The organism is Mycobacterium sp. NPDC003449 (assembly GCF_053588415.1).
On the sequence record NZ_JBSFPX010000207.1, the window covers coordinates 1 to 12,170 of the forward strand.

The 12,170-nt window shown below is 68.3% G+C and carries 13 protein-coding genes; 3 read left to right on the top strand and 10 right to left on the bottom strand.

Going from position 1 to position 12,170, the window contains the following annotated elements; translation table 11 throughout:
• Positions 1 to 46: 46 nt before the first annotated feature.
• The 5 genes from ACWDTP_RS32935 to ACWDTP_RS32955 form a co-directional block, all read right to left on the bottom strand.
• Complete coding sequence (locus tag ACWDTP_RS32935) at positions 47 to 1,201, bottom strand: acyl-CoA dehydrogenase family protein (RefSeq protein WP_450027417.1); 1,155 nt, start codon at positions 1,199 to 1,201, stop codon at positions 47 to 49.
• A gap of 20 nt (positions 1,202 to 1,221) precedes the next feature.
• A complete protein-coding gene (locus ACWDTP_RS32940) occupies positions 1,222 to 2,016 on the bottom strand; it encodes a crotonase/enoyl-CoA hydratase family protein (protein ID WP_450027418.1) in 795 nt (264 codons plus the stop codon).
• On the bottom strand, positions 2,013 to 3,158 hold the full coding sequence (locus tag ACWDTP_RS32945) for a thiolase family protein (protein WP_450027419.1): 1,146 nt from the start codon (positions 3,156 to 3,158) through the stop codon (positions 2,013 to 2,015). The genes ACWDTP_RS32940 and ACWDTP_RS32945 overlap by 4 nt, the downstream gene beginning before the upstream one ends.
• Before the next feature lie 83 nt (positions 3,159 to 3,241).
• Positions 3,242 to 4,156, bottom strand: a complete 915-nt coding sequence (locus ACWDTP_RS32950) for an alpha/beta fold hydrolase (RefSeq protein WP_450027420.1) — start codon at positions 4,154 to 4,156, stop codon at positions 3,242 to 3,244.
• Positions 4,156 to 4,836 carry a TetR/AcrR family transcriptional regulator gene (locus ACWDTP_RS32955; protein ID WP_450027421.1) on the bottom strand — a complete coding sequence of 227 codons (681 nt, stop codon included), beginning with the start codon at positions 4,834 to 4,836 and terminating at the stop codon, positions 4,156 to 4,158. The genes ACWDTP_RS32950 and ACWDTP_RS32955 overlap by 1 nt, the downstream gene beginning before the upstream one ends.
• A gap of 184 nt (positions 4,837 to 5,020) precedes the next feature.
• On the opposite strand from ACWDTP_RS32955, the gene ACWDTP_RS32960 reads away from it, so the two are divergent.
• Positions 5,021 to 5,812 carry a FadR/GntR family transcriptional regulator gene (locus tag ACWDTP_RS32960; protein ID WP_450027422.1) on the top strand — a complete coding sequence of 264 codons (792 nt, stop codon included), beginning with the start codon at positions 5,021 to 5,023 and terminating at the stop codon, positions 5,810 to 5,812.
• 9 nt (positions 5,813 to 5,821) lie between these two features.
• Here ACWDTP_RS32960 and ACWDTP_RS32965 read toward each other — a convergent pair whose 3' ends face one another.
• From ACWDTP_RS32965 to ACWDTP_RS32975, 3 genes are all read right to left on the bottom strand, one after another.
• A complete protein-coding gene (locus ACWDTP_RS32965) occupies positions 5,822 to 7,540 on the bottom strand; it encodes a DUF3556 domain-containing protein (protein WP_450027423.1) in 1,719 nt (572 codons plus the stop codon).
• Positions 7,541 to 7,642: 102 nt separating this feature from the next.
• Entirely contained in the window at positions 7,643 to 8,167 is a 525-nt protein-coding gene (locus ACWDTP_RS32970) for a DoxX family protein (protein WP_450027424.1), read from the bottom strand.
• A gap of 22 nt (positions 8,168 to 8,189) precedes the next feature.
• The gene (locus ACWDTP_RS32975; protein WP_450027425.1) at positions 8,190 to 8,954 is read right to left on the bottom strand and encodes an SDR family NAD(P)-dependent oxidoreductase; all 765 of its coding nucleotides are present in this window, start codon (positions 8,952 to 8,954) and stop codon (positions 8,190 to 8,192) included.
• A 24-nt stretch (positions 8,955 to 8,978) separates the two neighbouring features.
• On the opposite strand from ACWDTP_RS32975, the gene ACWDTP_RS32980 reads away from it, so the two are divergent.
• The gene (locus ACWDTP_RS32980) at positions 8,979 to 9,581 is read left to right on the top strand and encodes a TetR/AcrR family transcriptional regulator (protein ID WP_450027426.1); all 603 of its coding nucleotides are present in this window, start codon (positions 8,979 to 8,981) and stop codon (positions 9,579 to 9,581) included.
• On the opposite strand, the gene ACWDTP_RS32985 is transcribed toward ACWDTP_RS32980, so the two are convergent.
• Positions 9,578 to 10,687: an FAD-dependent monooxygenase gene (locus tag ACWDTP_RS32985; protein WP_450027427.1), complete on the bottom strand. Its 1,110-nt coding sequence runs from the start codon at positions 10,685 to 10,687 to the stop codon at positions 9,578 to 9,580. The two genes, ACWDTP_RS32980 and ACWDTP_RS32985, sit on opposite strands and share 4 nt — an antisense overlap.
• A 71-nt stretch (positions 10,688 to 10,758) precedes the next feature.
• Here ACWDTP_RS32985 and ACWDTP_RS32990 point away from each other — a divergent pair, with 71 nt between their 5' ends.
• On the top strand, positions 10,759 to 11,373 hold the full coding sequence (locus ACWDTP_RS32990) for a TetR/AcrR family transcriptional regulator (RefSeq protein ID WP_450027428.1): 615 nt from the start codon (positions 10,759 to 10,761) through the stop codon (positions 11,371 to 11,373).
• On the opposite strand, the gene ACWDTP_RS32995 is transcribed toward ACWDTP_RS32990, so the two are convergent.
• Positions 11,370 to 12,170, bottom strand: an 801-nt coding sequence (locus ACWDTP_RS32995) for a WS/DGAT domain-containing protein (RefSeq protein WP_450027429.1), incomplete at its 5' end; no start/stop codon positions are given. The two genes, ACWDTP_RS32990 and ACWDTP_RS32995, sit on opposite strands and share 4 nt — an antisense overlap.

The window sequence follows — 12,170 nt, forward strand, 5'->3', positions numbered from 1 at the left end:
CCCTTTTCAAGCGAAAAGGGGCAGTTTTACGTCTGCTCGGCGTGGGTCAGAGACCCAGATCGCGGCCGATGATCTCCTTCATGATCTCGGTGGTACCCCCGAAGATCGTCTGGATGCGGCCGTCGACGTAGTCGCGGGCGACGCGGTACTCGAGCATGTAGCCGTAGCCGCCGTGCAGCTGCACGCACCGGTCGACGACCTTTTTGGCGGTCTCGGTGGCCCACCACTTGGCCTTGGCGGCTTCCACCGCGGTCAGCTCACCGTCGACGACGCCCTGCAGGCACCGGTCGATGTACTGCTCGGTGACCTCCAGCTCGGTGTCCATCTCGGCGAGCAGGAACCGGTTGTGCTGGAAGCTGCCGATCGGCTGGCCGAACGCCTTGCGGTCCTTGGCGTATTGCAGTGTCTGCCGCCAGGTTTCGCGGGCCCCGGCGATGGCCGAGATGGCGATCGATAGCCGCTCCGAGGGCAGATTGGCCATCAGGTGGTAGAAGCCGCGCCCCTCCTTGCCGAGCACGTTGGCATTGGGCACCCGCACATTCTCGAAATGCAGTTCCGAGGTGTCCTGGGCGTGCAGACCCATCTTGTCCAGCTTGCGGCCGCGGGTGAAACCGTCCATCCCCCGCTCGACGACCAGCAGCGTGAAGCCCTTGTGCCCGGCCTCCGGATCGGTGCGGGCCACCACGACGCACAGGTCGCAGTTGATCCCCGACGAGATGAATGTCTTGGAGCCGTTGACAATCCAATCTGCGTCCTCCCCCGAGCCGTCGCGTACCGCCGAGGTCCGGATGCCGGCCAGGTCGCTGCCCGCGCCGGGCTCGGTCATGGCGATGGCGATGATCAGCTCACCGCTGGCGATGCCCGGTAGCCAGCGCTTCTTCTGCTCATCGTTGGCGAGGTCCTTGAAGTACGGCCCGACGACGTCGTTGTGCAGGCTCAGCGCGGGCGCGGGGACACCGGATCTGGAGATCTCCTCGTCGATGATCGCGTTGAACCGGAAGTCGTCGCTGCCACCGCCGCCGTACTCCTCGGGCATGTTGAACCCGATCAGGCCGTGCTTGCCGGCCGCCACATAGGCCGACCGGTCGACGATCCGCTCGGCCTCCCACTTCTCGGCGTTGGGGACGAGTTCGCTGTCGATGTAGCCGCGGACGGTGGCGCGGAATGCCTCGTGCTCTTCGTCGTAAATCGTTCTCTTCATCTATTTTTCCCTCACTCGGCTTATTTGGCTTTCCAGACCGGTTGACGCTTCTGGGCGAAGGCCAGCGGCCCTTCCTTGGCGTCCTCGGAGCCGAATACGACGGCGACCTCCCGCATCGTGCGGGACCATCCGGGTTCGTCGGCGGCGATCACACCGTCGTCGGCGCCGACGGCGACCCGCTTACTCGCCTGCACCGCGAGCGGTGCGTTGACGGTGATCCGCTCGGCCAGTTTCAGGGCGGCCTCGACCACGGTCCCGTCCGCAACCACCTCGTTGATCAGCCCCCACTTCAGCGCCTCGGCCGAGGTGATCGGTTCACCGGTGAACATCATCTCCAGCGCCACCTTGCGCGGGATTTGGTCGACGAGCCGGAACACTCCGCCCGCGGCCGCGATGAGCCCCCGTTTCACCTCGGGCAGACCGAATTTCGCGCTCTCGCCGGCGACGACGAGGTCGCTGGCCAACGCCAGTTCGGTGCCGCCGCCGAGCGCCGTCCCGTTGACGGCGGCGATCGTCGGTTTGTCGATGAAGTGCCGGACGTACCCGGCGAAGCCCCACTTGGGCCGGTCCGGATGACCGATGTCCTCGCCCCTCGACAGCGCCTTGAGATCGGCTCCCGCGCAGAAGGATTTGTCCCCGGCGCCGGTGACGACGACGACCCGGATCTCGGCATCCTGCTGCGCCTCCTCGAGTGCGTCGCCGAGGGCGATCGAGACGGCGGAGTTGATGGCGTTGCGCGCCTCGGGGCGGTTGATCGTGATGACCATGACGTTGCCCTTGCATTCGACGAGGGCGCCCGGCAGGCTCTCGGTCACAGCAGCTCCAGAATGGTGGCGTTGGCCTGACCGCCGCCCTCGCACATGGTTTGCAGTCCGTACTGAATGTTGTTGTCCCGCATGTGGTACAGCAGCGTCGTCATGATCCGGGCACCGGATCCGCCCAGTGGGTGGCCCAGCGCGATGGCTCCGCCGTTCGGGTTGAGCTTCTTCTCGTCGGCGCCGATATCCTTCAGCCAGGCCAACGGCACCGGGGCGAACGCCTCGTTGACCTCGAACGCGCCGATGTCGTCGACGCTCAGCCCCGACCGCTTGAACGCCTTCTGGGTGGCCGGGATCGGCGCGGTCAGCATGATCACCGGGTCGGCGCCGGCCAACACCGCGGTGTGCACCTTGGCAAGTGGCTTGAGCCCCAGCTCTTTCGCCTTCTCGGCGGACATGAACAGCAGCGCGGCCGAACCGTCGGAGATCTGGCTGGAGTTGCCTGCGTGGATCACGCCGTCCTCTTTGAACGCGGGTTTGAGCTGGCCCATCTTCTCCAGGGTGGTGCCGCGGCGGATGCCCTCGTCCTCGGTGACGGGGCTACCGTCCTGATCCTTGATGCCCACGATCTGATCCTTGAAGGCACCGGCATCCTGTGCGGCAGCGGCCTTCTCATGCGAGTCCAGCGAGAACTGGTCGAGCGTGGCACGGTCGAAGCCCCACTGCTGGGCGATCATCTCGGCGCCGACGCCCTGGTTCGGGGTCTGGGTGTAGCGGCCCCGGAACGCCTCCGGGTACGGATGCCCGCCGTTGGCCAGCGAGGCACCCATCGGGGTGCGCGACATCGATTCGACGCCGCCCGCGACCACGACGTCGTAATGGCCTGCCACCACACCCGCGGCGGCGAAGTGCACCGACTGCTGGCTGGAGCCACACTGCCGGTCCACCGTCACGCCAGGCACCGACTCGGGCCAGCCCGCGGTCAGCAGCGCAGTGCGGCCGATGTCGAGCGCCTGCTCGCCGGCCTGCATGACGCAACCCCAGATCACGTCGTCCACCAGGGCCGGATCCACGCCGGCCCGCTGCACCAGCCCGTTGAGCACCTGCGCGGACAGCTCCGCGGGATGCACGCCCGACAACCCACCGTTGCGTTTTCCGACCGGTGACCGGACGGCCTCGACGATGACGGCTTCAGCCATGATTTCTCCTTTGAAAGTGGGCAGCTGCGACGCGCATGGACGCTCTCGGCTCGAAATTAGACCAGTAGGTTTACTAGGTCAACCTACTGGTCGGTGGGGTCACCGGTTGCCGCTGCGTCCGGCCCTTCGAGTGCCTCGGCCAGGAAGTCCCCGACCACGGCACCGAACTCGGCCGGCTGGTCGTAGCTGACGATGTGCCCGGCGTCGGCGATCGTGACCAAGCGGGAGCCGGGGGTCGCCGCCTGGGCGGCGCTGAGTTCGGCATCGCCGACCAGGCCGTCGTTGTCCCCGCGCACCCACAGCGTCGGCACCGTCAGCCGGTGCAGGCGAGGCGTGTAGTCGAGCCGCATGCCCCGGGGGCCGTACGCCTCGATCTGCCAATCGTCGAGCGCCCTCTCCCCGTGACAGTTCTTCGCGCGGGCCTCTGCGGCCGCGAGGGCGACGATGCGATCGAAACCGGGGGTGTCGGCCCCGGCCGTCAGCTGGGTGCGCATCGATGACCGCAGATATCCGGGGAATCGGGCCAGGATCCAGCTGCACAGCCGCAGTACGCCGGGGGTGCGCATCGTCGCCCAGGTGAGGAATTGGTACGGGCGCTTCGCTCCGATCCCCCCTGGGCCTATCGACACGAGTGCACTGACCCGCTCGGGATGCTCCAACGTGAACCCGACGGCCACCCCGCCGCCCATGGACAGGCCGATCAGCGCGACCCGCGCCAGGCCGAGCTCATCGAGGAGTTCCAGGATGAAGCGGCGATAGAAGGCATCGTCGAGCAGACCGGCCCAGGGCCGGCTGTCGCCGTGCCGCGGCAGATCGATGACGTGGACCCGATAGTCGGTGCTCAGCCGCGGGACGATGTCGTGCCATACCCCCTGCCCGGTGTCGAGCATGGCGCCGTGCAGCAGCAGCACGGGCGGCCCGGTGGCGCCGGCGCGGTAGAGGCGCACCGGCCCGCCACAGATGGTCAGGTCGGTGTGGGCGTCAAAGGCGTTGGACATCAGGGATTCTCCAGGTGGTCGAGTTGGGCATCGAGGTGGCCGAGCAGGTTCAGTTGCGCCCTCGCGGCGGCGTCGGCGTCCGCGGGCAGGCCGGTGGCCAGTCCCCGCCCGACCAGATCCGCGAACAGCCCGACGGTCTCGCGCAGTTGATCGTCGGTCGTGGCCCCGAGCGCGCCGGGCGCGTGCAGCAGGCCGATGGCAAAGACGCTGAGCATCCGCACCAGGGGCTCGGTCCCGACTCCGGGGTCGATCACGCCTGCGTCCTGCATGGCTGCGGCGTATTCGACCAGCCAGTCGAATCGCTGCTGGTAGCGGCCGTCGGCCACGGAACGGACGTGGTCGCCCAGCACGGTCTCGTCGCCGAGGTACAGCGCGCGCATCAACGGATCGGCAAGCATCGCCTCGATGCCGAACCGGTAGACGGTGGGCAGGTCGATCACGCCGGTCGCGTCGAGCACCCGGCGATGGACGTCGGCGGTCAGGCCTCGCATGCCGCGGTTCAGCACGGCCGCCAGAATCGCCGGCTTATCGCGGAACTCGAGGTAGACCGCGCCTTTGCCGATCCCGGCCCGGGCCGCGATATCGGCCACGGTGGTTGTCGGCCAACCGTTTTCGAGTGCGAGTTCGCGCGCCGCGGCCAGCACCCGCTGGCGTCGGTCGGGAATGCGGGGCCGCGGCATCACGCCGTCCTCTCGTAGTGACCAGAAAAAGATATCTGGTCACTACAAAACTAGCACGCCCCCGCACCCGCTGGCAGAATCGGCCCCACCTGCACGGATGCCGTTCGGTCCATCACCGGTAACCTCACATGGTTTACTGAGTTGCACAGCTGGGAGCAGCCGAATGACCGTCAGAGGAGGTGCAGTGGCCCGAACCACCCCATTGGCACCGATGATCGGGGCCGACGCGATCACCCCCCAAGCGCCCGTGCGGTCGCCCAAGACGGCCGAGCTCGTCGCGGGCACCCTGCGGCGCATGGTCGTCGACGGCCAGCTCAAAGAGGGGGATTTCCTGCCCAACGAGGCCGAGCTGATGGAGCATTTCGGGGTCAGCCGACCGACCCTGCGCGAGGCCGTGCGGGTGTTGGAATCCGAGCGGCTGGTCGAGGTGCGGCGCGGCTCCCGGACCGGTGCCCGGGTGCGGGTTCCCGGCGCCGAGATCGTCGCCCGCCCGGCCGGCCTGCTGCTGGAACTGTCCGGCGCCGATATCGCCGATCTTCTGGTGGCCCGCTCGGCCATCGAACCGATGGCGGCCCGACTGCTGGCCGAGCAGGGTGATGAGGCGGCGTTCGCCGAACTGGACCGGATGCTCGACGAGCACATCCCGAAGGACTGGCAGTCCGACCGGCTGGCCGAGACCACCGGCGACTTCCACCGCCGGGTCGTGGAGTTGTCCGGCAATGCCACGCTGGGCATCATCGCCGGCATGCTGCACGAGATCACCGTGCGCCACCACGCGTTCCTGTTCAAGGAACACCGCCCGGTGTCGAAGTCCGATTACGACAAGCTGATGCGGTCCTACCGCAGGCTGATGCAGATCGTCCGCACGGGCGACGGCGACGCCGCCGAGGCGCACTGGCGCAAACACCTCGACACCGCACGCATCCTCATGTTGCAGGGCATCGAGACCGTCAAGGTGCGCGACGTCATGCGCTGAGCCCGCCGATCAGGGCTCCCGGTACACCGGAAGCGTGTCATCCCACGGCTGGCGCGTCACCATATCGGCGACCTTGACGTAACCGCGCTCGAACTCGCCGGTGGCGGCGTCGACCAGACGGTACTGCTGGGTCTGACGATGGATCGGCTGGGCGTCGAGCATGACGATGCGCACCTCCCCCGGCTCGAAATGACAGCGCGACTGCAGGGCGGCGACGAGCTGCTCGTTGCTCATATGCCCGTCACCGAAGTTCCAGCCGATCGCGGTGGACACCAACCGCTCACCGTCGGTCAGGGTGTAGTCGTTTTCGTCGTAGCCGGCCATTGCCCGGTGCGCCAGGGTGAACAGCGCCCGACCGTGAGTGTTGAACGCGCGGAACGCATATCCCATGTACATCGGGATCTGAGCGGCCTCCTTGCTGCCGTAGAACTTCTCCAGCTGTGCGGCGGGCATGCTGGCGATCGCGACGACGCCCTCGGCGATCCTCGCCTCGGCGGACGGCTTGATGCACCACAGCGAGGTGTCCCAGTTGCCCGCGTAGTAGCGCATCCCCGGCAGGAAGGAAACCTTGCGCGGGAACAGGTTTCCCACCGCCACGGTGCCCGCCACGACCAGGAACAACACGATCGGCCACGGGCTGGTCAGATCGCCGAGCCCGACGCCTGGATGGCCGACGAACAGTGCCAGCACCGAGAACATCATGAAGACGTTCCACTCCAGCGGAACCCCCATCGGGATCGAGCTCAGGATCCCGAAGTGAAAGCACAGCATGATCGCGGCCGCGACCGCGGTGGCCCACCCGCCGTGGCTGAAGAACAGCACCAGCGGAACCAAACCCTCGATGGCGGTGGAGAAATGGGCCAGCCACCGGGAGGCCCGGCCCGGCCGAAGATCGTCGGGGAAGTGTTCGAAGAACCGGCGTTTGATCCAACGCGGGCGGAACACCGGATTGTTGCTCATCATGGTCGAGATGACGAACGGGAAGTGCTTGTTGAGCTTGGAGGTCGCCGCGCCAATCCAGATCACCAGGCAGACCAGTTTGGCGGCGATGATCATATCGACGCCGGCGAACAGGAACGCCACGGTCAGCGACCCGTACACCTCGCCGCGGGCGGCCAGGAAGATCACCTTGTCGCGCAGCCCCAGCACCGCGAGCAGGATCAGCACCGACCAGATCTGCCACGCCGGCAGCATCCCGACCGTGCTGCCGAGTTCGGGGATCGGCCCGGTGCCGTCGGAAAAGATCGCGATGACCAGCACGACCAGCAGCGCCGCGTAGAGCATCACGTCGATCGGGGTGCGGGTGTCGCCTTTGGTCAGCGGGATGCGGCCGGGCCAGGGTGGCAGCCGGATGGTGTTGGGCCGCAACCAGTACAGGATCGAACCCAGCGGCGGGAAGAACCGGTTGTTGAGCGGCCCGAAGCCGCAGCCCAGGCCCACCACCTCGAACAGCATGGTGAACAGCACGACCTTCTGGAACACGATCGGCTCGGTGTACCACTGCGCGACGTCGGTGAAGCCGTCGATCCCCTGCGTGGTCAGGACGATGAGCCAGGCCGCGAGGATGTAGGCGAGGATCTTGACGACATAGAACAGGTGCAGCGCGACCGGGGTGCCGAATCCCACCTCGGCCCAGTGCCGGGCCATTGGCACGATCCGCTCCGCGCGGGTGCCCTTGCTCCACTGCTCGAAGTCGATCACCGGAGTGGTCTGCTTGAGAAACCCCATCCGGTCAGACTAGAACGTGTTCTAACTCTCCCTGCGCGAACAGACACATCGGTACCCGGAAATGCCCGTTTTGGGGTACCGGCGCGTCTGCTCGGCAGGTGGTCAGGACTTGACCGGGGGGCGGTAGAAGACCGCGAGCTGGCCGATGCCCCCGGCCAGGCCGAGCACCACCGCGATCGCCAGCCCGCACCAGCCGTACAGATAGTGGTAGAGGCCGGTATTGGAGAACAGCGCGTGGTCCAGGCTGTAACGGCCGGCCCCGGTGCCCGCGACGGCCACGGCCGCCACCGCGAGGATCAGGTTGTACTCCCAGCCCTCCTTGACGATGAAGAAGCCGTTGTGCCGGTGCACGGTCCACGCCGCCACCAGCATCAGCGCGACGAACCCGGCCGCGGGCACCGGCGTGAGCAGGCCGAGTGCCAGCCCGAGCCCCGCGGAGATCTCGGTGCCCGCCGCGACCCTGGCGTGGAATGTCCCCGGCTTCATCCCGATGCTCTCGAACCAGCCTGCCGTGCCGGGGATTCGCCCACCGCCGAAGAACTTGTTGTAGCCGTGTGCGGCCATGGTCAACCCGAGGACCACACGCAGGATGAGGATCGCGGCATCGAAGGCACTGTCAGCAGACATGTAACAGAATCTAGGGCATCTGTTAAGTCGCTGCCCAGCCCCCGTCCACACTCAGGATGGCGCCGTGGATGTTGGCGGCGTCGTCGCCGGCCAGGAACACCACGGCGGCCGCGACCTCCTCGGGGGTGCTCATCCGCCGCGACGGGATGCGGGCCAGCACCGGACCCGTGTGATCGGCCACGTCGGCGGCCCGGTCGGTGGCGATCGGGCCGGGCGCGACCGCATTGACCCGGACCCCGGCCGGGCCGTATTCGGCGGCCCACGATTTGGTCAGCGAGTGCACCGCGGCCTTGGTGGAGTTGTACAGCGCGGACTTGTCACCGCCGATCAGCCCGGTGATCGAGCCGATGTTGACCACGGCGCCGTGGCCCCGTTCGGCCATCGCGGGCGCCAGGGCCCCGGTGAGCAGGAACGGTGCGATGACGTTGGTCCGGTAGGACTCCAGCAGCGCCTGCTCGGTGATCTCGGCGGTGGGTTCCGGCGTCCCCCACAGGCCCGCGTTGTTGACCAGGATGTCGAGCTGCCCGCCGCCGGCCTCGGTGGCCTGCCGCGCCAGGCGCTCCACCTCGGCCGCTCCGGCGCCGAGGTCGGCGGCCACGAATTCGGCCCGATTCCCGGCCGCGCGGATATCGGCGACGACGGCGTCCCCGCGCTCCTTGTTGCGCCCGCTGACGACGACGAGGGCGCCCTCGGCCGCCAGGGCCGCCGCGACGGCGACACCGAGGCCCCCGGTGGACCCTGTGACCAGTGCTGTGCGGCCTGCCAGCCGCGTATTGTTTGGACTCATGAGTCCAGGTTTAGCGAGATGAAAATGGACCTGCAAGTCCAGAAATTCACCGCCAAGGGCGAGGCCACCCGGCGCCGGATCATCGAGGGTGCCGCGGCCGAGATCCGCAGCCGCGGCGTGGCCGAGACCACGCTCGACGACATCATGGCCCGCACCAGGACGTCGAAGAGCCAGCTGTTCCACTACTTCCCCGAGGGCAAGGACCAGCTGCTGCTCGCGGTGGCCGAGCGCGAGGCGCAGATGGTGCTCGAAGACCAGCAGCCCTATCTGGGTGAGCTGACCTCATGGGCGGCCTGGCAACGCTGGCGCGACGCCGTGGTCGACCGCTATCGGAGGCAGGGCCAGAGCTGCCCGATCGGCATGCTGATGTCGGAGATCGGCCGCAGCACGCCGGGCGCCCAGGCCGTCACGAAAGCCCTTCTCCGGCAGTGGCATGACGAGATCGCCACCGGGATCCGGCATATGCAGTCCGGCGGCCGGGTCGGGGCGGGCCTCGACGCCGAACGTGCGGCCACCGCCCTGCTCGCGGGCATCCAGGGCGGGGTGAGCGTCATGCTGGCCACCGGGGACATCAGCTACCTCGAGACCGCGCTCGATGTCGGTATCGCATCGTTGCGGGCGGCTTAGTCGACGCCGGCCTGCGCGAGCATGCGATTGCGTGCGTCGATCGCCTCCTGCGTGGCGGGGACCAGCCGGTCCCCGCCCACACCGGCCGTGCCCTGGGCGTAGGTGACGTGCGGGCGCTGATCCCGCTCATATTGGGCGAACGCCGCATCCAGGTCATCGGGGTTCTCGGATAATGCCTTGGCCAGCAGCCATGTTCCGGTGAGGGCCAGACTGGTTCCCCGCCCGGACATCGGGGATGCGCAGTGCGCCGCATCGCCGACCAGGACGACCCGTCCCCGATGCCACGTCGGCATGTCGATCTGGCTCACCGAGTCGAAGTACAGTTCCGGGTCACGGCATGCCTGCTCGAGCAGTTCGGGCACCCGCCACCGGGCGTGTCTGCCGAATTCGCCGGTGAGGATGCGCTTCTGCGCGTCGAGGTCCTGGTAGTCGTAGTCGATCCAGGGTGAGCGGAAGGTCAGCACGGCAAGCGCCACATCGCGATAGGTGACGATCCCGGCCAAGTGCCCCGGGAAGTTGTAGAGCGGGTTGGGGGCCCCGGTCGCCGGATATCGCGGCAGATTCGCCAGCGCGGTGTAGAAGCCGAGATGACGCAGGTACTGGCGCTCGGGCCCGAAGATGAGCCGGCGGGTGGCGGAGTGCAGACCGTCGGCGCCCACCACGAGGTCGTAGCGGGCCCGCTCACCAGAGGCGAACAGTACGTCGACGCTGCGGCCGTCGTCGTGGAGTTCGCCGATCGACTCGCCGAACGTCAGCGCCACGGACGGCCCGAGGGCTTGGCGCAGCACGTGCGCCAAGTCCTCGCGCGGGATTTCGGTGTCGTCGGCGGCGTCGCTGAACTCCGCGACCGGCAGATCGGCCAGCCGCTCGCCGTTCTCGTCGACGAAGCACCCGCGCGCGGTCATGTCGACCTGCCGGGCCCGGATTTCGTCGAGGATGCCCATCCGCCGGGCCACCGCCAGCGACTCGCCGCGAATGTCGATCGGCGATCCGTTGACCCGAAGATGTTGTGCCCGTTCGACGATGGTGACGTCGTGGCCGGCGTTACCCAGGTTGATGCCCGCCGACAGCCCGGCCATGCCCGCGCCGGAAACCAGAATGCGCATCAGTGAGCCTCCTCGGAGATAAGATCCATTGTGTACCCAATGAACGGTAGCGACCGGATTTAGGAAACGCAATGTCTCTTACTCCTGACCCCGCTCCGCAGCGTCGCCGCGGACCCGCGCTGGAGAACGCGCTCCTGGCCGCGGCCTGGGACGAATTGAACGAGCGCGGCTACGACGACTTCACCGTCGACGGGGTCGCCTCCCGGGCCCGCACCAGTCGCGCGGTGCTGTATCGGCGCTGGCCGGGAAAACCGGAACTGGTACACGCCGCGTTGATCGCCGCGATCAAAAAGGATCCACTCACCGTGCCGGACACCGGCAGTCTGCGCGGTGACGTGATCGATCTGCTGCGGCAGGCCAACAGCCAACGCCGCCATCTCGCCGTCACCGTCAGCACCCGGCTCGGGGGGTACTACCGCGACACCGGCACCAATATCGCCGATCTGCGCGCCGCGCTCGAGGGCGAGCGCGGCGACACCATGGACACACTGATCGGCCGCGCTGTCGCCCGTGGGGAGATCCGGCCCGGCCAGATCGACGGCCGGGTCGCACAGCTGCCCACCGACCTGCTTCGCCACGACGTCCTGTTCACGCCGGCACCCCTGCCTGATGAGGCCATCGCAGAGATCGTGGACGCGGTGTTCCTGCCCCTGGTCCGGCTCGGCGCCGACCGCGGCCCGATCTAGGTGTGGAGCGCGGTTTCCAGCCGCGACACGTAGGCGTCGATGTCGCCGACCGCCGATTCCGCGGCGTGCACGCTGATCGCCACGGCGTCGCCGATGCCGTGCACCCCGTGGGTGAGGCCCATCATCGGTGACAGCGCCGGGTAACCGGCCGTCACCACCACCGGCGCCGCCCCGAACCGCAGATCCGCGGCACCCCGGTTGACGCTCGACACCACGGTGTTACCGGTCACCACCGGGGAGCGCACGGCCGGGTCGAATTGCGCCACCCCCCAACGCAACAGCGGCGCGGGTGTGGCCGCGAACGCCCGGGTGGCGGCCAGCATCGCCGGATGGGCGGCACGCCTGCGACGCTGGGCGAAATCGGCCACGATATGCGCGACGCGGTCCTCGACGCCGAGCTCGGGATACAGGCCGATGCCGACGTTGCCGAAATGGTTGTGCGCGTGTCGGTCACCGAACTTGGCCATCGGCACCTCGGCGCCGAGCCCCTCGGGATCCTCGCCCAGCGCCCGCAGTTGCCCGCCGAGCGCGGTGGACACCGCGGCCAGAACCCCCACGGTGACCGTCGGACCGGCGATGGTGCCCCGCGGCCGGACGATGGTGCGCACGCGGCGGATACCCGCCGGACGTGCGTTGCTGCGGCGGGCCGGGCGGGACGGCGCCTGCGCCGGGACCGCACCGGATCGTTCGTCGGCGACCAGCCTGCGATGAGTACGGGCGGCCCGCACGGCCCGCCACGGCAACGTGGCGCCGACGAGACGTCGGACCGCGACGTCGGGTACCGGCTCGGCGCGGCC